Origin of the sequence: Halorubrum sp. SS7 (genome assembly GCF_005435055.1) — an archaeon.
GTDB classification, from domain to species: Archaea; Halobacteriota; Halobacteria; order Halobacteriales; family Haloferacaceae; genus Halorubrum; species Halorubrum salinarum.
In genome coordinates this window covers 109682-131621 of sequence record NZ_SGXV01000002.1, presented here as the reverse complement: position 1 = coordinate 131621, position 21940 = coordinate 109682, and the positions used below count along the sequence as shown (strand labels likewise).

The 21940-nt window shown below is 71.2% G+C and carries 23 protein-coding genes and 1 tRNA gene; 11 read left to right on the top strand and 13 right to left on the bottom strand.

The features are described 5' to 3' along the window. Positions 1-108 precede the first annotated feature (108 nt). Both EXE44_RS03110 and EXE44_RS03105 read right to left on the bottom strand, forming a co-directional pair. The gene (locus tag EXE44_RS03110) at positions 109-1029 is read right to left on the bottom strand and encodes a DNA adenine methylase (protein WP_137715918.1); all 921 of its coding nucleotides are present in this window, start codon (positions 1027-1029) and stop codon (positions 109-111) included. 91 nt (positions 1030-1120) lie between these two features. Next, on the bottom strand, positions 1121-1420 hold the full coding sequence (locus tag EXE44_RS03105; protein WP_121563856.1) for a hypothetical protein: 300 nt from the start codon (positions 1418-1420) through the stop codon (positions 1121-1123). Positions 1421-1758: 338 nt separating this feature from the next. Between EXE44_RS03105 and EXE44_RS03100 the strand changes: the two genes are divergently transcribed. Beyond that, entirely contained in the window at positions 1759-2046 is a 288-nt protein-coding gene (locus tag EXE44_RS03100) for a hypothetical protein (RefSeq protein ID WP_121563854.1), read from the top strand. A 132-nt stretch (positions 2047-2178) separates the two neighbouring features. Here EXE44_RS03100 and EXE44_RS03095 read toward each other — a convergent pair whose 3' ends face one another. Continuing rightward, on the bottom strand, positions 2179-3234 hold the full coding sequence (locus tag EXE44_RS03095) for an NAD(P)/FAD-dependent oxidoreductase (protein WP_137715917.1): 1056 nt from the start codon (positions 3232-3234) through the stop codon (positions 2179-2181). A gap of 44 nt (positions 3235-3278) precedes the next feature. Continuing rightward, complete coding sequence (locus EXE44_RS03090) at positions 3279-3788, bottom strand: universal stress protein (RefSeq protein WP_137715916.1); 510 nt, start codon at positions 3786-3788, stop codon at positions 3279-3281. A 366-nt stretch (positions 3789-4154) separates the two neighbouring features. Between EXE44_RS03090 and EXE44_RS03085 the strand changes: the two genes are divergently transcribed. Next, entirely contained in the window at positions 4155-5513 is a 1359-nt protein-coding gene (locus tag EXE44_RS03085) for an OFA family MFS transporter (RefSeq protein WP_137715915.1), read from the top strand. A gap of 72 nt (positions 5514-5585) precedes the next feature. Here EXE44_RS03085 and EXE44_RS03080 read toward each other — a convergent pair whose 3' ends face one another. Beyond that, positions 5586-5990, bottom strand: coding sequence for a hypothetical protein (locus tag EXE44_RS03080; protein ID WP_137715914.1), 405 nt, complete (start codon positions 5988-5990; stop codon positions 5586-5588). Further along, complete coding sequence (locus tag EXE44_RS03075; RefSeq protein WP_137715913.1) at positions 5987-6595, bottom strand: class I SAM-dependent methyltransferase; 609 nt, start codon at positions 6593-6595, stop codon at positions 5987-5989. Before EXE44_RS03075 ends, EXE44_RS03080 begins: the two co-directional genes overlap by 4 nt. A gap of 84 nt (positions 6596-6679) precedes the next feature. On the opposite strand from EXE44_RS03075, the gene EXE44_RS03070 reads away from it, so the two are divergent. Both EXE44_RS03070 and EXE44_RS03065 read left to right on the top strand, forming a co-directional pair. Further along, the gene (locus EXE44_RS03070) at positions 6680-7447 is read left to right on the top strand and encodes a pirin family protein (RefSeq protein WP_137715912.1); all 768 of its coding nucleotides are present in this window, start codon (positions 6680-6682) and stop codon (positions 7445-7447) included. Between the two features lie 49 nt (positions 7448-7496). Continuing rightward, positions 7497-8009 (top strand): hypothetical protein, encoded by a 513-nt coding sequence (locus EXE44_RS03065; protein ID WP_137715911.1) that lies wholly within the window; start codon positions 7497-7499, stop codon positions 8007-8009. Positions 8010-8095: 86 nt separating this feature from the next. On the opposite strand, the gene EXE44_RS03060 is transcribed toward EXE44_RS03065, so the two are convergent. Then, on the bottom strand, positions 8096-9133 hold the full coding sequence (locus EXE44_RS03060; protein ID WP_137715910.1) for a succinylglutamate desuccinylase/aspartoacylase family protein: 1038 nt from the start codon (positions 9131-9133) through the stop codon (positions 8096-8098). Between the two features lie 112 nt (positions 9134-9245). Here EXE44_RS03060 and EXE44_RS03055 point away from each other — a divergent pair, with 112 nt between their 5' ends. Continuing rightward, on the top strand, positions 9246-10601 hold the full coding sequence (locus EXE44_RS03055) for a RimK/LysX family protein (RefSeq protein ID WP_137715909.1): 1356 nt from the start codon (positions 9246-9248) through the stop codon (positions 10599-10601). A 78-nt stretch (positions 10602-10679) separates the two neighbouring features. Then, a complete protein-coding gene (locus EXE44_RS03050) occupies positions 10680-11135 on the top strand; it encodes a hypothetical protein (protein ID WP_241991784.1) in 456 nt (151 codons plus the stop codon). Between the two features lie 66 nt (positions 11136-11201). On the opposite strand, the gene EXE44_RS03045 is transcribed toward EXE44_RS03050, so the two are convergent. Continuing rightward, entirely contained in the window at positions 11202-11798 is a 597-nt protein-coding gene (locus EXE44_RS03045) for a DNA-3-methyladenine glycosylase (protein WP_137715908.1), read from the bottom strand. Positions 11799-11938: 140 nt separating this feature from the next. Between EXE44_RS03045 and EXE44_RS03040 the strand changes: the two genes are divergently transcribed. After that, a complete protein-coding gene (locus EXE44_RS03040) occupies positions 11939-13921 on the top strand; it encodes a 3-hydroxyacyl-CoA dehydrogenase/enoyl-CoA hydratase family protein (RefSeq protein ID WP_137715907.1) in 1983 nt (660 codons plus the stop codon). 28 nt (positions 13922-13949) lie between these two features. Here EXE44_RS03040 and EXE44_RS03035 read toward each other — a convergent pair whose 3' ends face one another. The 3 genes from EXE44_RS03035 to EXE44_RS03025 all read right to left on the bottom strand — a co-directional run bounded on the left by EXE44_RS03035 (position 13950) and on the right by EXE44_RS03025 (position 16877). Continuing rightward, positions 13950-14156, bottom strand: coding sequence for a hypothetical protein (locus EXE44_RS03035; protein WP_137715906.1), 207 nt, complete (start codon positions 14154-14156; stop codon positions 13950-13952). A 52-nt stretch (positions 14157-14208) separates the two neighbouring features. Beyond that, on the bottom strand, positions 14209-15255 hold the full coding sequence (asd, locus tag EXE44_RS03030; RefSeq protein WP_137715905.1) for an aspartate-semialdehyde dehydrogenase: 1047 nt from the start codon (positions 15253-15255) through the stop codon (positions 14209-14211). 524 nt (positions 15256-15779) lie between these two features. Then, positions 15780-16877, bottom strand: a complete 1098-nt coding sequence (locus EXE44_RS03025) for a hypothetical protein (protein ID WP_137715904.1) — start codon at positions 16875-16877, stop codon at positions 15780-15782. Between the two features lie 191 nt (positions 16878-17068). Here EXE44_RS03025 and EXE44_RS03020 point away from each other — a divergent pair, with 191 nt between their 5' ends. Next, complete coding sequence (locus EXE44_RS03020) at positions 17069-17803, top strand: MBL fold metallo-hydrolase (RefSeq protein ID WP_137715903.1); 735 nt, start codon at positions 17069-17071, stop codon at positions 17801-17803. A gap of 49 nt (positions 17804-17852) precedes the next feature. Further along, on the top strand, positions 17853-18413 hold the full coding sequence (locus EXE44_RS03015; protein ID WP_137715902.1) for a hypothetical protein: 561 nt from the start codon (positions 17853-17855) through the stop codon (positions 18411-18413). Positions 18414-18461: 48 nt separating this feature from the next. Here the strand turns inward: EXE44_RS03015 and EXE44_RS03010 are convergent. Then, positions 18462-18534, bottom strand: a tRNA-His gene (locus tag EXE44_RS03010). Positions 18535-18692: 158 nt separating this feature from the next. On the opposite strand from EXE44_RS03010, the gene EXE44_RS03005 reads away from it, so the two are divergent. Beyond that, positions 18693-19148: a DUF5814 domain-containing protein gene (locus EXE44_RS03005; protein WP_053772773.1), complete on the top strand. Its 456-nt coding sequence runs from the start codon at positions 18693-18695 to the stop codon at positions 19146-19148. A gap of 65 nt (positions 19149-19213) precedes the next feature. Here the strand turns inward: EXE44_RS03005 and EXE44_RS03000 are convergent, their stop codons facing one another. Beyond that, a complete protein-coding gene (locus tag EXE44_RS03000; protein WP_137715901.1) occupies positions 19214-20716 on the bottom strand; it encodes an MATE family efflux transporter in 1503 nt (500 codons plus the stop codon). Between the two features lie 217 nt (positions 20717-20933). On the opposite strand from EXE44_RS03000, the gene EXE44_RS02995 reads away from it, so the two are divergent. Then, a complete protein-coding gene (locus tag EXE44_RS02995) occupies positions 20934-21830 on the top strand; it encodes a COX15/CtaA family protein (RefSeq protein WP_137715900.1) in 897 nt (298 codons plus the stop codon). Positions 21831-21940: the final 110 nt, after the last annotated feature.

Sequence of the window (21940 nt, the reverse complement as noted above, 5' to 3'; positions counted from 1 at the left end):
CGTCGGCGGGGGAGGTCAAAAAGCCCGCCCCAACGCCCCGCGCAGGGGCCCGAAACCGACGGCGGCGACCACGGGCCCGGGGCGACCCGGCGGCGCGCCGCCCTCGGCTCAGTACCCCGACAGCTCGCGCTGGCCCGCCTCCCGGCGCTCGGCGGGCGGGACGTTCGTCGCGACGATCTCGTCGACCGCGTCCCGGTTGTCCGCGTCGCTGTTGATCGCGCGGGTCGCGCCCTCGCGATCGACGCGGAACCCCGCCTCGGCGTAGGCGTCGTACATCACGCCGCTGTTCGAGAGGACGACCCACACCCCGGCGTCGTCGAGCTCGCCGGCGACCTCGAGCAGGCGGCGCTGGTCCTCGCGGTCGAAGCCGTCGGCGCTGTACTCGTTGAAGTTCGCGGTCGCGCTCATCGGCTCGTAGGGGGGATCGAAGTAGACTACGTCGCCGGGCTCGGCCGCGTCGAGGACGTACGCGAAGTCGCCGTTGCGGATCTCCGCGTCGGCGAGCAGGTCGCTCGCCCGGCGGATCCGGTCGCGCTGGACCCAGTCGGGATCTGCGTACCGACCGATCGGGACGTTGAACCCGCCGTCCGCGTTCTCGCGGTAGAGCCCGTTGTAGCAGGTGCGGTTGAGGTACAGGAGGAGTGCGGCCTCTTCCAAGGGATCGAACGAGCCCTCGTAGGGGCGGCGGTTGAACCGCGCGCGCTGCTGGTAGTAGTAAGCGTCCACCTCCCGGCCGCGGGCCGTCTCCTCCGCGTACGGGAGGGCCGGGTCGGGGTCGCTCTCGGGGTCGTCGAACGACGCGAGCCGCGAGATCAGCTCGTCGGGGCGGTCCCGGACCTGCTCGTAGAAGTTCACCAGCCGCGGGTTCGCGTCGTTGACCGTCGCGCGGGGGGGTTCGAGGTCGAAGAAGACCGCGCCGCCGCCGACGAACGGCTCGTGGTACCGGCCGAACTCGGCCGGGAACCGGGCGTACAGCTCGTCGAGCAGCTGTCGCTTCCCGCCGGCCCACTTCAGGATCGGCTCGGCCATCGCTGTCGGGTGTCGCCCGCGCCCGGGCATAAACGTCCCGGGCCGCGTCCGCGGCGGCGGGGTCCCGCACCCGTTCGACCGCCCGCGGCGGTCAGTCGTCGGAGGCCTCGACACCCGGCATCGGGAGGTCGTCGACGTGGCTCGCGGCCTCCTCGAAGTTGGGGCCGGGCTCGATGGTCCCGGCCTCGCGGTCCCACTCGATGTAACCGGCCTCCTCTAAGGCCGGCAGGTGCGTCTCGCGGAGTTCGGCGGCGATCTCGTCGGCCCGTCCGCGAACGCGCAGATCCGCGACCGTCTCGACGGCGCCGTCCGCGAGGGCGGCGACCGCGCGCCTGCGCTCCGGCGCCGAGACGACGGCCGCTGGATCGGTGGTGGGAGTGTCGAGTGTCATTGTGTGGCTCCGTTCGTATCTACGAAAGCGGTCGTAACGAAATAAAAGCACCGCCGAACCCGTTCCCCGCCTCGTCGGCCCGCTCGACGGCGTGTGACGCGACGCCGGCGTCCGCGACCGGTCGCCCCGGCCGGCGAGGGAGGAGAACCCGGGCCGAACGGCCGCTCGGTATCGACACTTCACAGAAATATGAGAAGTATACCAACGAGTACCATGGTACTATTTACACCCCGTTAACAACCGTTTCAGATGTTCTGAATGCGTGACGTGTGGTACCGTTTCTCAAAACTTATTTGTAAAGTGAAAGGTTTTAGTCGGCCGAGCGTGTACGGTGAGATATGTACCAAGGCTCTATCACCTCGGCAGAGACGCACCGGCCGATCGGCGCCGACTCGCCGCCGGGCAGCCGCTCGCCGCTGGGGACGCTCGCGTTCCTCGCGCTCGTCGTCGCACCGTTCGTCGCGTTCGCGTACCCCGTCGCGACCGTCGCGCTGCTGACCGGCACCGTCGCGCTCGCCGTCGTCTCGCGGTCCGTCCTGCGGACCCTGCGCCGCCGCAGCGGCCGCGTCCGGACGCTCACGCTCCCCGGCCTGGGAACCGTCGAGTACCGGATCACGACGAACTAACGCGAACGACCGGCGTGCGGCCGAACCGCCGCCGAACTACCGCAGAACAGCTTTTCGAAGGGACTCGCTCGCCCAGCGGTGACGCCGAGGGCGGCCGCGGACTCGCCGCGGATTTCCTTCTCGTCGATTCCCTCAGATACCGTACGCGACGCGCTCGCCGACGTCGAGCCCGTTCGCGAGCGCGGCGTGGAGCCGCCCCTCGCCGGCGACCCAGTCGCCGAGCAGGTACAGCCCCGCGTCGCGCGCCGAGTCGACCGGACCGCGGTCGACGCCGCCCTCGGGCAGCGCGTAGCGCCACCCTTGGTGGTCGGTCCACGTCGGGTCGGCCAGGCGCTCGTCGCCGACGATGTCGGCGGTGTGCTCCGCGAGCGCGGCGACGTTCTCGGCCGGGTCCTCGTCGTAGCGCGCCGTCGACCAGGCGTCGTTCGCCTGGACGACGAGCAGCGTCTCGCCGTCCGGGACGTGGCCGGGCTTACACTCCTCGCGGGAGATCCAGCCGACGGCGTGCTCCTTGTCGGTGTTGACGAGCGCGTAGTAGGGCACGTCGAGTTCGAACGGGTACCGGAGGACCGCGGTCCAGACGCTGCCGTACTCGACCTCGCCGACGGCCTCGACGAGCGTCTCGCGGAGCGGGTCGTCCCACTCGGCGGTCGCGAGGAGGTCCCTCGTCTGCGGGGCCGGCGGGTTCATGAGGAGGGCGTCGAACGGCCCGCGCGTCTCGCCGTCCGCGTCGACGAGCTCCCAGCGGCCGTCGCCGTCGGCCGCGCCCTCCAGGCGTCGGACCGTCTCGATCCGGGTCCGTCGGTGGACGGTCGCGTCGGTGCGGCCGAACAGGCGCTTCGCGATCTGCGTGAGCCCCCGCCGGTAGCTCCACTTGTGGTCGTCGGCGTCCCGCCCCGGCGACACCGTCTCGTCCGCCTCGAAGGTGTACACCGGCTCCGTCACGTCGACGAGCCCCTCGTCGTCGAGCGTCTCGGTGATCAGTTCGACGACGCGGTCGTCGTCGCTCTTCAGGTAGTTCGCGCCGTAGTCGTACGTGAGCTCCTCGTGGCGCCGGGTGGCCGCGCGCCCGCAGAGCCCGCCGGACTTCTCGAAGACCGTCACGTCCGCGTCCGGGACCGCGCCGTCGATGACGAACGCCGCCGCGGCCGCCCCCGCGCCCGCGCCGACGATGCCTACGTGGGTCACACCGATCGTAGGGACCGCGACCACTTAACCGGTCGCCGCGGGGGTCAGTCGTCGTCCGGGCCGACGACCATGACCGGGACATCGACGCCGCGCCGGACGCGGGCCGGGACCGGGTCAGGGTGGAGCAGGCGGTCGAGCCCGGTCCGGCGGGCGGCGCCGACCACCACGAGGTCCGCGTCGTGCGCGGCGGCGAAGTCGACCGCCTCCCGGTGCGGCGTGCCGTAGCGGAACCACTTCTCCACCTCGACGCCGGCGGCCGCGCCTGCGTCCGCGGCGGCCTCGACGAGCTCCTCGCCGGCCCGCTCGCGGCGCTCGACGACCATGTCCCAGCCCTCGGTCGTGTCGACGACGTACAGCGCGTCGACGGTCGCCCCGTGCGTCGCCGCGAGGTCGACGGCCGCCGAGGCCGCGGCCCGTCCCGCGGGGTCGTCGGTCGTGACGACCAGCACGCGCTCGAAGCGCCCCGTCTCGGGCGACTGGGCGGGGCGGTCGGCGTCGCGGGACGCGGTCGCGGTTCCGTCGCGCGGGTCGGCAGCGTCGGTGTCGGTGGACATGGTGTGGGTTCGGGCGTCGGTCTGTGACGCCCCGTGTTCGAATACGGCTACGAGAGGCGTCCTCTTAACAATTTTCGACAGGATAGACGATTATCATAATTTATTCGCGGCGGCGCGTGACGGGTCGCGACCGCCGTCGGGCGGCGACCAACCGTTGTCGGGCGGCGACCGACCGCCGGCCCACCGCGGGCGGTTCCGGGCCGACGAGCGGCTCTCGGGGACCGACCGCAACGACGAGTTTTAGTCGGCGAGCGCGGTGGGTGGAAACGAGAACACCCCGGACCGGGGGACCGGTGCCGAGACGCGGACCGACAGGGGGTACGCACGTCATGACACAGACCGACACCACGCGGACGACGGACGACGATGGGTGAGGGCGAACCGACGGCGGGAGACGCCGACGGCGAGAGAGAGGGGACGGACGGCGGCGACGGGTCGACGGGCGGCGTCGACTACGCCGCTCGCGCGGCGGACACGCTCGGCTTCTCCCGCTGGTGGCAGATCGCGGCCGCGGCCGGGATGATGGCCGCGGTGAGCCCGTACCAGTACGTCTGGTCGTCCATCTCGCCGGCGCTCTCCGAGGGCCTCGACATCGCGCTGCCGGCGCTGGGCGCGGTGTTCTCGTTTTACGTCGTGTTCCAGTCGCTCTCGCAGTTCCCCGCGGGCAAGTGGCGGGACAGCCGGGGGCCGGGCGCGCTCACCTTCCTCGCGGCGGTGCTCGCCGGCGGCGGGTACATCGGCCTCGCGTACGCGACGAGCCTGTGGCAGCTGTACCTGCTCTACTCGCTGGGCGCGGTCGGCGTCGGCATCGTCTACACCGTCGCGGTCAACACCGCCGTCAAGTGGTTCCCCGACCGCACCGGGCTGACGACCGGGGTCGGGACGATGGCGTTCGCGGCCGGCAGCGCGCTCGTCGTCCCGTACGTGCGGGCGAACGCGACCGTGGCGGCGTACAGCGACGTGCTCCGCAACATCGGGATCGGGATCTTGGTCGTCACGCTCGTCGGCTCGTTCCTCCTCCGGGACCCGCCGACGGACTGGCTGGACCGCGAGGGCGACGACGACGGCGACGGCGGGGACGACGGGCTGGCCGCGTCGATCCGCGGCCGTAACTACTCGACGCGGGAGATGCTCTCGACCTGGCAGTTCTGGCTGCTGTACGCGATGTTCATCGCGATGGCGAGCGCCGACCTCCTCGTCATCGCGAACGTGGTCCGGTTCGCGGAGAACTTCGGGCTGGCGGCGCTCGTCGCGACGCTCTCCGCGACGCTGCTCCCCGTCGCGGCCGGCGTCTCGCGGCTGATCCTCGGCGAGGCGACCGACCGCTTCAGCCGCAAGCGCGTGATGGCGGGCTCGTTCCTCCTCGCCGGGCTCTTCCGGGTCGGACTGGTGGCGGCCGGCGAGGCGGGCAACGGTGCCGTCTTCGTCGCGTTCGTCCTCGGCGCGATGTTCTTCTCCTCGCCGCTGTACGTCTTCTTCCCGTCGCTTTTGGCCGACTACTACGGCTCGGCCAACTCCTCCGGCAACTACGCCGTCCTGTACACCGCGAAGGTCGGCGGCGGGGTCTTCTCCGGGACGGTCGCCGGCTACCTCGTCGCGAGCCTCGGCTGGAACCCGACGTTCCTCCTCGGCGGCGCGCTCGCGCTCGCCGCCGGGGCGGCGGTGTTCGTCCTCCGCCCGCCCAGCGGCTCCGGGCTGGAGTCCGCGCCGTCCACGGCGGACTGACGAGGGGAACGGGCGCGTTCCCCGACCAATTCCTCTACCGCGTTCGCCGGCCACTACCGCGTCCGCCTACCCCTATCGCGCCGCCCGGCGGACCGCGAGCGACCAGAGCCCGACGGCGACGCCGCCGGCAGCGAGCACCGCGTTGACGCCGCCAGGTTCGAGGCCGAACCGCGTGAACGCGGGGGCAATCGACGCGTGAAGCAGGAAGCCGACCGCGACCGCCGCGGCGACGCGTCGGGGGCGCCACACCCGCGAGTCTGCGGTCTCCGCCGCCCGACCGAGGACGCGGTCGCCGGAGGCGACGAGGACGTGGCCGAGGCCGAACACGGCGCCGAGCGCGGCGGAGCCGGCGAGGTCGACGCCGACGCTCGTCTCGAAGAGGCGGTACCAGAGGACGTGCGCCAGCCGCGCGGCCGCGCCGAGCGCCAGGGCGAGCGCGAGGTTGAAGGCCCCGGCCGCGACGCGGCGAGGCGTCACGGGAGCGTCCCCACGAGGGCGTAGAACGGGTCTTCGCCCGGCCGCTCGGCGATCCGATCGGCGACCGCGAACCCGCCCGCGTCGAGGTACCGCTCGACGAGGTCGGCGCGCTCGGTCATCGAGGCGGCGCGCCACGCGCGGACGGCCTTCGTCGGGAACATGCGGTTCGAGAAGCTCACGACGACCGTCCCGCCCGGCGCGAGGACGCGCGCGAACTCCGCGAACACGGGGCCGGGGTACTGGAGGTACTGGACCGACAGCGCGCAGCAGACGGCGTCGAAGGACCCGTCGGCGAACGGGAGCGACGGGTCGGCGTTGAGGTCGCTGACGACGAACTCGTCGAGGCGGTCGTTGGCGGCCATCTCGGCCTCGTTGAGCCCGTGACCGACGACGCGCTCGTAGTCGGTCTCGGGTAGGTGCGACACCCAGCTGCCCATCGCGTCGAGGACTCGGTCGCCGGGCTCGGTGACGGAGTCGTACAGCGCGGTGAGCCGGTCGAGGAACGCGTCGTCCGCATGGGTGACGAACCGCGGCTCGTCGTAGAACGTCCCGTCCGGCCGGTCGTCGCGCTTGCGGCGGTCGAGGTCCGAGAGGACGGTCGTCACGGTACCGGAACGAGGTGCGCGGGATAAAAGAGCGCGTCGCCCCCACCGGACGCCTTTTGCCGGCAGAGATTTTACCATTTGGTAATGGACTCCACTCCCACCGCCGCCGACCGCGGGCTCCACCCGGCCCCGCGCTCCGACGTCTTCCAGAATCAGGGGAAGTTCCGCACCCGGTTCAACTTCCCCGGCCGCAACGTGCCGGACCATGACGACCACGGCTACGGGCCGCTCTCGACCGTCGTCGAGTCGTTCATGGACCCCGGGACGCTGATCCGGATGCACCAGCACCGCGACGAGGAGATCGTCTCGTGGGTGCCCGCGGGCGTGATGCGCCACGACGACCGCGAGGGCAACGAGCTGGTCACGGACCCCGAACACCTCCTCGTGATGAACGCCGGGTCGGGGTTCTGGCACGCCGAGGAGACGCTCGCGGACGACCCGCCGCTCCGGATGCTCCAGATATTCGTCCGGCCGCACGAGCTCGGCCTCGAACCGGGCATCCAGCACGGGCCGCTGCCCGACCCGGAGCCGAACGAGTGGCGCCGCGTGTTCGCGCCCGCGGGCGCCGACCACCCGTTCACCGTGCGCAACGCGGTGGACTGCTACGACGTTCGCCTCGACGCCGACGCGGGCGCGACGCTCCCCGAGATCGAGGGGCGCGACGCCTACGTGTACGTCTTCGAGGGCGCCGTCGACGTCGACGGCGTCGCGCTCGACGAGACGGAGAGCGTCCTCTGGACCGGCGACGGCGCCCCGCCGACCGTGACCGCGGGCGGGGAGGGCGCGACCGCCGTGGCGTTCCTGATGGACCCCGACGCGCCCGTGACGCGGCAGGGGACGATCGGTCGGTAGCGCGGCGGCGACCCCGAACGCTCAACTCTCGGCCCGCCGAACGCGACGTATGCGCACCCCGCTCGCGGCCGCCGGGCTCGTCGCGCTCGGCGTCCTCCTGATGGCGAACCCGCTGTTCCTCCCCGTCTCGGTCGGCGAGCCGACCCCCGCGTACACGCACACCGTCCAGCCGGTGACCGAGGGGTCCGTCGCGGGCTTCGAGTCGCCGGCGAACGGCTCGAACGCCTCGGACGCCGTGGTCGCGTACGCCGACCTCTCGCCCGACGCCCGAGCGGCGTTCGACCGCGCTCGCGACTCGCCGGAGGGGGGCTTCGGCGTCGAGCGCCCGGACGAGCGCGTCGACTCGCTGTCGTACCCGACGGAGCCGACGCTCGGGGACGGAATCTTGATCGTCGAGCGCGACGGCGAGCGGTACGAGTTCTGGACGCGGACCGTCGAGCGCGAGCCGGGCGCCGTCGTCGCGCAGCGCGTCCTCCTCCAGCCGGCGGCGTTCCTGGTCGGGTTCCTCGCGGTCGTCGCCGGCGCGGCGGTCGGACTCCGGGGACGGCTCGACGGGGAGTGACAGGATCGCGACGACTCAGCGGGGACTGACGGGAGTCAGGACGGCGCTGCGGAACATGAGGGGCCGCGACGGCGCGACCGACCGACTCACTCAGACGGCGTCGGCTGGCCGACGGGGCTGGGCGCGTTGCCGGCCTCGATCGCCCGGCGGGTCGACTCACCGATCTCGACGAGGTGACACAGTGGGTTGCCGGGGTAGACGACCGGGTTCTCCAAGAGGCCGATCAGGAGGCCGGTGAACGGGGCCTCGACCGCGACCGCGTCCTCCTTGAACGGGTTGGTGATCGTCGCGATGCGCTCGCCCTCGCGGACGAGCGACCCGCTCTCGAAGTGCGTGTCGACGATGCCGCCGGAGTCGGCACGGAGCCACGTCTTCTCGCCCGCGCCGGCGACGATGGTGCGCCAGCCGGGCCAGCGCACCGCGTCGGTCTCCAGGAGCCCGTACTCCGCGAACACGGAGCGCACCCCGTCGAGCGCGTCGTCGATGAGGGGGCGCTGGAAGCGGTGGGCCTCCCCCATCTCGATCGTGATCGTGGGGATGCCGTCGTCGGTCGCCTCGCCGCGGAGGGTGCCGCTCGGCCCGTCGCTGTCGATGACGACCTTCGAGCCGAACGCCATCGCGAGGCGGTAGACGGCCTCGTCGGTCATGTCCGCGCGGACGTGGAGCATGTTCGTCCGGCCGCGCGTGGAGGTGTGGAAGTCGAGCCCGAAGTCGCACGGCGCGATGAAGTTCTCGTAGATCCGGTGGGCCATGCGCTTCGAACTGGTCGACTCGGGCTTCCCCGGGAACGACCGGTTCAGGTCCCGGTCGTAGACGGGGAGGTACCGCTGCTGCGCGAGGAACCCGGGGACGTTGAGCACGGGGAGACAGACGAGCGTGCCGGCCAGCTCGGAGAGGTCCCACTCGTGGGCGACCTCGCGGACGACCTCGATCCCGTTCAGCTCGTCGCCGTGGGCCGCGGCGGTGAGGAACGCGGTCGGCCCGTCGCGCTCGCCGTTGACGATGGTGACGGGGATCCGAACCGGGTCGCCGAGGTACGTCTCGCTGATGCCGTAGCGGATGTTCTGCGTGTCGCCGGGCGGCACCGCCCCGCCGTTGTACGTGAACGCCCGGTCGTCGCTCATGCCTGAGCGGAGCGGGGGGCGGGCTATATATATGGCGACCCGTCCCTCCCCGGGCGACCGGTCGGCCGAGTCGATCGGTCGAACTTTTAGGCACGCCCGCGCAGGAGTCGCTATGAGTTCGGACCCGGTTCGGGTGGGAGTCCTGTCGCTGCACAACAGCAAGGAGACGAAGGCGATCTGTAACGCGGTCGAGGATCTCGGCCACGAGCCGGTGTGGCTCCGCGAGGAGAACGCCGCCGTCAGCGTCGAGGACGGCGACGTCTCCGTCGAGCCCGCGGTCGACGTGATCGCGAACCGCCTCCTCCTGTCGAACACCGACCAGCCCGCGGAGCTGCTGGGGCTGGCGGCGACGTTCGAGCGCATCCGCCCGATGCTGAACGAGCCGAACGCGGTGCTGGCGTCGATCCACAAGTTCGCCACGGCCGCGACGCTCGCCGACTGGAACATCCGCGTGCCCGACGCGCTGCTGGCGCTGTCGAACGACCGCCTCAACGAGGGCCGCGAGCGGTTCGGCGACGTGGGCGTGTACAAGACCGCGATCGGCACCCACGGCGGCGGGACGTGGAAGGTGGACCTCACGGAGCGGGTGAACCCGAAGGTCGGCAACCGGCAGGCGTTCCTCCAGAAGCTCATCGACCGCGACGACGAGAAGCACCGCGACCTGCGCGTGTACGTCGTCGGCGACGAGATCGTCGGGTCGATGTACCGCTACGCGCCCGAGGGCGACTGGCGCACCAACGTCGCGCTCGGCGGCGCGGTCGAGGACGCCACCGACGACATGCCCGACGAGGCGGCCGACACCGCCCTCTACGCCGCCGAGGTGATGGGCCTCGACTACGCCGGCGTCGACCTCGTCGAGGGGTACGACGGCTGGTACGTGCTGGAGGTGAACCCCACCGCCGGGTTCAAGGGCCTCTTCGAGGCGACCGGGACGAGCCCGGCCCCGTACATCGCGAAGCACGCCATCGAGACGGTCGGCGGCGAGGTGGACGACGAGGCGGTCGAGCGCGTCGCCGCGACGCTCGACGACTCGCGCCCGTCCTGCGCGCCCGCCCCGAAGCCGAGCACGACCGAGCAGCCCGACATCGGCTACATCGAGGAGGTCGTCGTCACCGGCACCTCCGGCTCGACGCAGGCGCTCGCGAAGTCCGACACGGGCGCGACCCGGACGAGCATCGACACCCAGCTGGCCGCCGAGATCGGCGCCGGCCCGATCAAGAGCATGACCCGCGTCAAGTCGGGCAGCGTGAAGGGCGGCAAGGCCCGCCCGGTCGTCGATCTCGTCATCGGGATCGGCGGGAACCAGCACACCGTCACCGCGAGCGTCGAGGACCGCGGGCACATGGAGTACCCGCTGCTGCTCGGCCGCGACATCCTCACCGACTACCGGGTCGACGTGCGCCGGCGCGCCGACACCGACGAGGCCGAGCGCGGCGAGGCGGGCGAAATCCTCGAAGAGGAGGAGTAAACCGCCCTGGCGGCGCCGATTCGGGCGTCGGGCTCGTCTGGCGAAGGTATAAGACCGGGGGTGTCAATGTGACGGCATATGGTGAAGAGCACGGTTCGATTCCCCGAGCCGGTCGTCGAGGAGATCGAGTCGCTCGTCGACGAGGGGCAGTTCGAGAGCAAGTCGGAGTTCTATCGGTTCTCCGCCGACTACGTGCTCTCGCGGACGCTCGACGAGTACGAGCCGTCGACGATCGACTACGACGCGATCGAGGCGGAGGTGATCCCCGAGACGGAGCGGAAGCTCGGCGGCGACGACGGCGAGACGGGGGAGCCGCCGTTCTTCGACTCGGTTGCGTTCGTCCGGAAGCTCGCGCTCCGCGGGCGGTTCAGCGACGCCGAGGACTTCATCGACCACCAGTACGTCCCGGGCGACCGGCACGCCGTCCTCCTCGAAGAGCTGCTCCGACTGTACCGCGAGGACGCCGCCGGCGACGGCCCGGCGCCGGTCGAGGGCGAGGGGCGGCGCCCGCGACAGGGCAGCGAAGCCAACTGACCCGCGCGTCCGCGACCGACGCCCCGCGCTCGACCGCCGCCGGCCCGTCACCGGCCCGTCGCCGGCTCACGACTCGTACTCGGTCCAGACGTACCGCGTACCGTAGCTCCGGTAGGGGCGCCACGCCTCGCCGATCTCGCGCATCTCCGCCCGCGATAGCTCCTCGCCGTCGTTGTAGATCCGCTCTATCCCCTTCCGCACCGCGAGGTCGCCGAGCGGCAGCACGTCCTCGCGGCCGAGCGCGAAGATCAGGTACATCCGCGCCGTCCACTCGCCCACGCCGCGGATCTCTGTGAGTCGGTCGACGACGGCCGCGTCGCTCAGGTCCGCCAGCCCCTCCCGAGTGAGGTCGCGCTCGCCGTCGCGGAAGGCGTCCGCGACGTTCCGCAGGTACTCGACCTTCGTGGCGCTGAGCCCGGCCTCTCGCAGCGCCGCCTCGTCGGCCGCGAGGACGCGGTCCGGGGTGGGGTCGCCGCCGAGGGCGTCCACGAACCGCTCGTGGATGGCCGCCGCGGAGGCGGTCGAGAGCTGCTGGTTCACGATCGAGGTACAGAGCCGCGCGAACTCGTCGTCCGCGGGCGCGACGTCGAGGGGGCCGTGCCGGTCGATCAGCGCGGCCATCGTCGGGTCCTCGCGCAGGGTCGCCGCGACTCGGTCGTCCATGTCGGGAGCCGGGGCCGCACGCGGGAGTACGATTCGGTTCAGACCGGTGCGGCGGGGGCGGCCCGCCCGAATAAACTTACTTCGAGTTTGGCGTTTGGAAGATGGAAACGTTCAACCATGACGGTTCCGACCGTTCGGGTATGCAACTCGAAGACGTCCAGCGCGTGGCAGTGCTCGGCGCCGGGAACATGGGACACGGCATCGCGGAAGTGGCCGCCCTCGCCGGCTACGACGTGTCGCTCCGCGACATCAACGACGACCTGGTCCAGAAGGGGTACGACCAGATCGAGTGGTCGCTCGGCAAGCTCGCCGAGAAGGACCGGATCGGCGACGACGAGGCCGACGCGGCGCTCGACCGCGTCGACGCCTTCGTCGACCTCGGGGACGCGCTCGACGGCGCCGACGTGGTCGTCGAGGTCGTCCCCGAGAAGATGGCGATCAAGAAGGACGTGTACGACGACGTGGTCGAGCACGCCCCCGACGAGGCCGTCTTCGTCACCAACACCTCCAGCCTCTCTATCACCGAGCTGTCGGAGGTCACCGACCGGCCCGAGCGGTTCTGCGGCATGCACTTCTTCAACCCGCCGGTGCGGATGGACCTCGTCGAGGTCATCTCCGGGAAGCACACGAGCGACGACACCCTCGAACTGATCGAGGGGCTCGCGGAGTCGATGGGGAAGACCCCCGTCCGGGTCCGGAAGGACAGCCCGGGCTTCATCGTCAACCGCATCCTCGTCCCGCTGATGAACGAGGCGGCGTGGATCGTCGAGTCCGGCGACGCGACGATGGAGGCCGTCGACTCCACGACGAAGTTCGACATGGGCCTGCCGATGGGCTCGTTCGAGCTGGCCGACCAGGTCGGCATCGACGTGGGCTACCACGTGCTCGAGTACATGCACGAGGTCCTCGGCGACGCCTACCGCCCGTGCCCGCTGCTCGGCGAGAAGGTCGAGGCGGAGGACCTCGGCAAGAAGACCGGCAAGGGGTTCTACGACTACGAGGACGGCGACGGCGCCCAGATCCCGACCGACGCGGTCGACGCGGACGTCCGTCGCCGCCTGCTCGCGGTGATGGCCAACGAGACGGCCGGCCTGATCGGCGACGACGTGGCCGACGCCGACGACATCGACGAGGCGGTGAAGCTCGGCGCCGGCTTCCCCGACGGCCCGGCCAAGCTCGCGGACGAGGAGGGCCTCGACGCCCTCGTCGAGACGCTCGACGCGCTCGCGGCGGAGACCGGCGAGGCGCGCTACGAGGCGACCGACTACCTGCGCGAGGCGGCCGAGGAGGGCGGGTTCCGCGGCGACGGCGGCGGCGACGCCGCCGACGGCCCAGACTACGAGGTGCTGAACGTCGAGGTCGACGCCGAGAGCCGGGTCGGGCACGTCGAGATCGACCGCCCGCACCGGATGAACACGATCAGCGGCGAGGTCCTCAACGAGCTCGCCGACGCGGTCGAGCGGCTGGACGACGACGACGAGGTCCGGGCGATCCTGCTCTCGGGCGCGGGCGACCGCGCCTTCTCCGCGGGCGCCGACGTCCAGAGCATGGCCGCCGGCGGCGCGGACCCGATCCACGCGGTCGAGCTCTCCCGACAGGGCCAGCAGACGTTCGGCAAGCTGGAGTCGTCGGACAAGCCCGTGATCGCCGCCATCGACGGCTACTGCCTCGGCGGTGGGATGGAGCTCGCGACCGCCGCGGACATGCGGATCGCCTCCGAGCGCTCCGAGCTGGGCCAGCCTGAGCTCGACCTCGGCCTGCTGCCGGGCTGGGGCGGCACGCAGCGGCTCGCCCGGATCGTCGGCGAGGGCCGCGCGAAGGAGATCATCCTCACCGCCGACCGCTACGACGCCGAGACGATGGCCGAGTACGACTTCGTCAACGAGGTCGTCCCGGACGACGAGCTCGGCGAGCGCGCGCGGGAGCTGGCCGAGCAGCTGGCCGGCGGCCCGCCGATCGCCCAGAAGTACACGAAGCGCGCGATCCACGCCGGTCGCACCGACAACGAGGCCGGCCTCGAAGTCGAGGCGATGGGCTTCGGCCACGTGATGAACACCGACGACCTCATGGAGGGCATCACGGCGTTCATGGGCGACGGCGAGCCGGAGTTCGAAGGGAAGTAAGCCGGCCGGGAACCGTCGCGCGCGCCGTTCAGAACGGCGTGTCCGCCGCGGCGGCGACCTGCCTCCCGAGGCTGCCGACGAGGTAGGCGACGGCCGCGACGAACAGCGCGACGCCGACGACGTCCGAGACGCCCAGTAGCGCGGACTCGACGAATCCGGGAAGGGAGGCCGCTCCGGAGAGCGGGATCAGGAGGAGGGCGACGCCTCGACGGAGGGTGCGGGTCGGCTCCGACATGACGGGCGGGAGCCTCTCGCCGGAGCGACAAATCGGTGACGGACGGGTGCGCTCAGACGTACCCTTCCTCGACGAGCAGCTCGCCGTTGAGCAGCGAGGCGCCCGCCGCGCCGCGGATCGTGTTGTGCGCGAGGCAGTTGTACTTCGCGCCGGCGTCGGTCGACTGGACGCCGCCGGCGACGATCCCCATCCCGTCGGCGTACGTGCGGTCGAGGCGGGGCTGCGGGCGCTCAGGCTCGTCCTCGCCGAACACCTTGATGAGCTGGTCCGGCGAGCTGGGGAGGTCGCCGACGCCCTCGAACGAGCGCATCGCCTCGCGGAGGTCCGCCGGGGAGGGGTCCTCGGCGAACTCGGCGAAGACGTTCTCCAGGTGGCCGTCGAGCGTCGGGATCCGGTTACACGAGGCGGCCACGTCGGCGTCGTGGAGCGCTACCTCGGCGCCGTCGAACTCGCCGAGGAGCTTGCGCGACTCCGTCTCCATCTTGTTCTCCTCGCCGCCGATGTGCGGGATGGCGTTGTCGATGATCTCCATCGAGGTGACGCCGGAGTAGCCGGCGCCGGAGACGGCCTGGAGCGTGGAGACGCGGACGCTTTCGAGGCCGAACTCGTCGATCGCCGCGAGCGTCGGCACCATCGTGATCGTCGAGCAGTTGGGGTTCTTCACTAGCGCGCCGTCCCAGCCGCGCTCGTCGCGCTGGACCTCGATCAGGTCGAGGTGGTCGGGGTTGATCTCGGGGATGGTGAGCGGCACGTCCGCGGCCATGCGGTCGTTCGAGGAGTTCGAGGAGACGACGTAGCCGGCCTCCAGGAACGCGGGCTCGACCTCCGCGGCGACGCCCGAGGGGAGCGAGGAGAAGAGGAGGTCCACGTCGGCGTCGGCGATCCCCTCCGGGGTCGTCTCCGCGACCTCCATCTCGGCCACGTCCGCCGGGATCGGCGTGTCGACGCGCCACTTGGCCGCCTCGCGGTACGTCTCGCCCGCGCTCTCCGAGCTCGCCGTGACCGCGGCGAGGTCGAAGGTCGGGTGGTCGTCGAGCAGCTGGATGAATCGCTGGCCCACGGCGCCCGTCGCGCCGAGGATACCGACTCGGACTGACATTGCGCGTGGGTCCGTGACAGGGACGTAAGTGCGTTCGGATACGGGTCGATTCCGCCGGTCGCGGGCGGCGGATCGGCGGAACGGCCGATCCGACGACGATGCGTCGGCGATGGCGCCCCGCGCCCGACGGACCGTCACCAAGCGGCGCGATCCGTCCCGGGTCTCCGGATCCGCTCCGACGGCTAACACGTGACAAATAGGAATGCGTGACACTCTCACGCTACGTCCGAGTTCGACGCCGGGCGCCGCGGACGGACGTTTTAACTTCGGTCGGCGGGTACCGGCAGCCGCGCGCCATCAGTCCCCGCCCGAGTACTCCCCGATGGGAGCGATGACAGCGCGGAGAACCCAGGCGCGTGACATCGGTCGCACACGCGACCCGCCCGTCGCCGCGCAGGCGACCGCCCGCCACGAGGGTTTCCCGGTCGACGCGGCACGCCGCCGGAGATGAGACCGGTCGTTAGTGTCGCGGGCGACATCTTCCGCCCCCGAGCGCAGCGTCTCTCCGAGAGCGACCGCACCCGCTACTCGGAGTCGCGCAACACCAGCGGCCCGATGGCGAGCGTGCGCTTCGCGAGCGTGAGCACGCGGAGCAGGTAGGAGACGAAAAGCGAGAACGGGAGGAGCGCGACCGCGAACGCGCCGCCGACGGCGAGCGTCACGTGGGCGACACCGAGCGTGCTCCCCGGGAACGTGCCGGCGTCGACGACCGTGACCATGAGTCCCGCGACGACCAGCGCCGGCACCGCGGCGTAGAGGATGAGCCGCGAGAGGTCGATCAGCGCCCACTGGAAGTACAGCGTCTTGACGTGCTCGCGGGCGGGCCCGAACAGCGACACGGTCGCTTTCAGCTCGTCGAGGAGCCCCCGCTCGTCGTCGGTGAGGGCGTCGTCGTGCTCGGTGGCGATGCGCTCTATCTGTCCGATCTTCGGCCCGTAGTCGAAGTTCAGCGCGGCGAAGACGACGTCGAAGGAGCCGAACTCGGCGCCGTCCAGCTGGCCGCGCACGGCGTCGGCGTTCCCGGTGAGCCCCGTCGCGAGGTCGTCGACCTCCGCTCGGAGCGCGTCTCGGCTCGATCCGTCGCCGTCGTCACCCTGTCCCTCCACCGAGTCGCGGAGGTCCCGAGCGTGCTCCGCCGCGGCGCCGAGGATCGCGTCGAGGAACGCGGCCGGGTCGGTGGGCGTCGGCCCGCCGGTCAGGTCCGCGATGTCGTCCCGGACGGCGAGCGTGTCGTCCATGCGGTCCCGCTGGTCGCCGAGCGGGCCGTTCTCCTGAGTGAGCACGAGCTGTCCGATCGTGACGACGAGCGTCGCCCCCGTGACGATCGCCGTGATCATCGACGCGAACAGCGTCTCGACGGGGTCGCTCGACCCGACCTTCGTCGCGAGCGACGGCGATATCGCGACCGCGGCGGCGACGAACGCGACGAAGACGGCGAGCGTCAGCACCGCCGCGACGACGAGCCGGTCCGCGCGCAACAGCAGCCAGAGCTTCACCCGGTTCTCGCCGGCGCGCTCGCGCATCGTGTCGGCGGTGTCCGTGCCGCCCGCGTCGGCGCTGCCCGCGTCGGCGGCGTCCGCGTCGCCGCTCGCGCTCGACGATCCCTCGGACGATCCGCTCATCGCGGTTCGACGCGCACCGAGAGGTCGTCGCCGGTCCCGTCGCTCGTTGAGCGCAGACCGCGCGAGCTCACGTCGACTCACGTCCGTTCATGACGCACGGGTTGACCCGCGGCCGACAAATAACTCGCGGCCGCCGGGGTCGGCGGGGGTCCCGCCGCAAGCCACAACACCGCGCTCGCCGAAGGAGCGGTATGTCGACCGACGCCGCCCTCGACGTCACTCTCGCCCGCAACGCCACGGTCCTCGCGACCGTGGACGAGACGACATTCCTCGTCGATCCCCTGTTCGCCGAGGAGGGCGCGCTGCCGCCGATCGACGACACGCCGAACGACCGGAACAACCCGCTCGTGCCGATGCCGGACGTCGACCTGTCGCACGACGCGGTGGTGGTCACCCACCGCCACCCGGACCACTTCGACGAGGCGGCGGTCGAAGCGCTCGACCCGGACGTGCCGCTGTTCTGTCAGCCGGCCGAAGCGGACGCGTTAGTCGAGGACGGGTTCACCGACGTGCGGCCGGTCGAGGAGACGGCGTCGTTCGACGGCGTCACGCTCCACCGGACGCACGGTCGCCACGGACACGGGGAACTGGCCGAGGCGATGGGACCCGTCTCCGGGTTCGTCTTCGAGGGCGCGGAGACGCTGTACCTCGCCGGCGACACGGTCTGGTACGAGCCCGTCGCCGAGACGCTCGCCCGGTTCGATCCCGACGCGGTCGTCCTCAACGGGGGCGCGGCGCGGTTCAACGAGGGCGAGCCGATCACGATGGGCGTCGACGACGTGCGGGCCGTGCGCGAGGCGACCGACGCCGCGGTCGCCGTGGTCCACATGGAGGCGATCAACCACTGCCTGCTCTCGCGAGAGGAACTCCGGGCGGAGACCGAGGACGTGCTGGTTCCCGAGGACGGGGAGCGGATCGACCTGTGAGCGCACCCAGTAGCCGCGTTCGGTGCCCCGCCCGCAGGGGTGATCGTCGATGACGCAGCCGCAGCCGGGCGAGCAGCTGGTCGGGGCGTACCTCCGCGTCGTCGAGGAGTGCGACCTCGTCACGTACAACCAGCGCTCCGCGGAACGAGGCGATCAGACGGAGCTCGACGTGTTGGGAGTCAAATCGACGCCGGAGGGACAGCGGATCCTCGCCTGCGAGGTCGTCACGCACCTCGACGGGCAACTGTACTCCGGAACGCCCTCGACGGACGAGTGGACCGCGTACGGTAACGCCAGCTATCAGTACAGCTTAGAGCGGATCTCCGAGAAGTTCGAGCGCGTCGTCGACTACCTCGACGTCGTGTTTGACGACCTCTCGCTCGCCGAGCTACAGCTGTGGTCGCCGTACGTCAGTGAGGGACACCAGACCGAGGGGCTCGCCGCGGTCGTCGAACGCGCCGAGGCCCGACACGAGCCGTCCGTCCGGCTGGTGATAAACGACGACTACACGGAGCGGATCGAGGCGCTCCGCGACGCCGCGGCCGCGTCGTCGAAGGATTACGGCGAGACCGGGTTCCGCTTCCTACAGATCCTCGAAGGGATGCGGTAACAACCTCTCGACGGCCCTACGACTCGGGGTGTTGCTCGCCGCGAGAAGGTCCGGGTGCGAGAATTGAACCCGCGTCTCAGCCTCCACAAGGCTGAAGGATAGTCCACTACCCTAACCCGGACACGCGTCGAAACGTACCCCGCTTCGGTAAATAACGGTTACGACTCCCGGACGGGCGTGGCATCGAGTGGCGCCCCGAGCGGAACGGCCGAGCGGGCCGCCGTCGGTCCCCGCTCACCGCGTCGCTTTTGGGGCGCGCCGGCGTATCGGTCGATAACCGTGGCCTTTACCGACAAGATCTACGTGAAAAACCACCGGCAGCTCGCCTCGCAACTGGAGGCGAACATCCCGAAGGGGGCGTTCGCCGGCGCCACCCTCGACCTGCTGTTCACCGGCGACGGGCTCTCGAAGCTCGACGAGACGACCCGCGACCGCGTGCTCGACTTCGCGGAGGACTTCCTCGACTGCGACTGCGATTCGAACCCCTACTGCGGCTGTCCCGAGGAGAAGTTCATGCGCTACGTCCTCGAACTGCGCGCCGAGGGGCTCGGGCCGCAGGCCATCGTCGACGTGATGACCGACGACTACATGGTGTACGCGTACACCGGCGACGTGCTCTCCTTCCTCGACGACTCCGTCCGCAAGCTGGAGGCGATCGAGACGCTCGCGGACGTTGACGGCAACGGCGAGATGTCCGAGCGGGCCCGGAAGGCGAAGCGGGAGCTGTCCGGATAGCGACAGAAACGAGGCCAATCCGCCGACACGGCGCCCGCCCGCCGACGCCCTGAACGATTCGGGCGTCAGTCGTCGTCCGGCGACGCCACGTCGGAGCCGATCTCGTTGACGGCCGCGTCGTCCTCCGTGAGGTTCCCGTCGCGCCACGTGTCGCGTTTGAACCAGAGGTACGCGACGACGCCGCCGACGACGTTCGAGACCGGGAACGCGATCCAGAGGCCCATCGCCCCGAGCGAGCCGGCCGCGACCCACGCGACCGGGAGCCGGACGAAGCCGAGCGTGATCAGCGAGATGACGGCCGCGATCATCGTGTGACCGGCGCCGCGGAAGCCGCCCGTGTACGCGCGCATGGCGCCGATGAACCCGAACGAGAGGCCGCTCACGCGGAGGAACGTCGTCGCGTGGTCGACGACCGCCGGGTCCGGGGAGAAGACGCCCGCGATCGGCCGCGCGGCGAGGACGATGACCCCGCCGCCGACCGTGAGCAGCCCGAGCATGGCGCGGGCGCCGAAGTGGTTCGTCTCGGCGGCGCGGTCCAGTTCCCCGGCGCCGATGTTCTGGCCCGTCATCGTCTCGATCCCCTGCGAGACGGCGAGCGCCGGCAGGAAGATGACCGAGAAGATCCGCGTCCCGATGCCGTACGCCCCGCTGACCGCGTTGGGGAAGTTGGCGACGACGAGGAGGAGCGCGGTGATCGAGACCGAGCGGGCGGCGCCCTCCGCGGAGGCCGGCAGCCCGATGCCGAGGATCGTCTTCCCGAACTCCGGGTCGGGGAGCATCTCCGAGAGCCGGATCTGGACCCCGCGGTCCCCGCGGAACATGATCCGGAGTCCGACGAGGAGCGCGAGCGCCCGGGACCCGACCGTCGCGATCGCGGCGCCGCCGATCCCCCACCCGGTGAACCCGGTCGCGTCGAGGGCGGCGGCCTCGACGCCGCCGAGGCCGAGCGCGCCGAAGAGCGGATTCGCGTCGAACCCGAAGATGAAGATCGGGTCCAGGAGGATGTTGAGGACGACCGAGCCGGCCATGACGTACATCGGCGTCACGGTGTCGCCGTAGCCGCGCATCAGCGACATGAACACCGCGAAGCCGAAGACGGCGAAGAGGCCCACGGCGTACACGCGCATGTACTCGACGACGAGCGGCGCGACGGTCTCGTTCACGCCGAGGAGCGCCGTGATGTCGTCGACGAGGACGTAGCCCAGCACGCCGAAGACGACGGAGATGACGGCGGCGTACGCCATCGTCTGCGAGGCGGCGTAGGCGGCGCGCTCCTCGTTGCCGGCGCCGGTGTGTTGGGCGACGAGGACGCTCCCGGCGACGGAGACGCCGAGCGCCAGCGAGATCATCAGGAAGACGATCGGGAACGCGAACGTGATCGCGGACAGCGCCTCGGTGCTGTAGCGCCCGAGCCAGAAGGTGTCGGCCAGGTTGTACAGCACCTGAAAGAGGTTCTGGACGACGATCGGGAGGGAGAGGAAGAACAGCGGCCACCCGATGTCGCCGGAGGTGAGGTCGAGCTCGTCGGCGCCCTTGAACAGCGAGCCGACGGCGTCGCGGAGGCCCATCAGGCGATCGCCTCCGGGGGAGTCGAGCCGTCGCGTTCGGGGAGGGGACTGTGCGGGGGATCGGGGCTCCGGCGGTCCGTGTCTGCCATTCGGTGTACACCAATACTGACTGACTGGTCAGTCAAAAGGGTTCGGAAGCCGGCGGCCCGCGGCGAGCGCTTCCCGGCGACGAGGAGCGGCCGAACGGTCTAAGTGCGCGCACGCCCGAAATCCGCCAATGAGTCTTCGGCCCGCGTGGCTAACGTTCAGGCGATACGCGGCGGCGACGACGGGGATGACGCTCGTCCTCTTCTCGCTCGGCGTCTACACCGCGGCGACCGGTTCCGGGCTCGCGTGTCAGGCCCAGTGGCCGCTGTGCTCCGACCAGCTCATCCCGGCGCTGACGATTAACCCCGACTTCATCGAGTGGTTCCACCGCGCGTGGGCGATGGTGACCGGCTTCCTCATCATCGGGGTCGCCGGATGGACGTGGCTCGGGGGCGGGTTCGACCGGCGGACCAGGCTGGCTGCGACGCTCGCGGTCGCAATCTTACCCCTCCAGATCACCGTCGGCGCGATCACGGTCACCCTCAGCGGGCTCGTCCCCGGCGGGTACACGGTGTCGACGCACGCCGCGCACCTGGTCGTCGCGCTGACCATCTTCACGCTGCTCGGACTGGCGACCATCTGGGGCGGCGGGCGCGGGACCGCGCGGCTCCTCCGGGCGGCGGCCGGGATCGCGGTCGCCGGCGTCGTCGCCAGCGCGGTCTTCTCGCGCGCGGTGCCGTTCCTCACCTACGCGCCGCCCGCGCAGGCGGCGTTCTACATCACGGGCCTCGCCGGCCACCTCGGGCTCGTCGCGACGGTCGCGTACGCCACGGAGGCCGTCCGCGGCGGGTACGACGGGCTCGACGCCGGCACCGCCGGGACCATCCGCGCGCTCGCCGTCGGCTCGATGGGCGCGCTCGTCGGCACGCTGCTGCTCGGCCGCGACCTGGTCCTGTACACCGCCGTCTGGCAGCAGGTCAACCTCGTCGCGCTCGGCGTCGCGATCGCGCTCGCCGCGGGCGCGGCGTGGACCCTCCGCGGGGCCGACGAGACGCGCGACGGCGCCGCGCCGATCGGCGGCGACTGAACGGCGCCCCGGCGTCGGACGCCCTCGGACGACCCGAACGGGCGGCGTCGGACCGGCAGATGCGCGTCTGGGCCGCCCGAGGGAGGAAAGGTTGAAATCGCTCCCCGTAC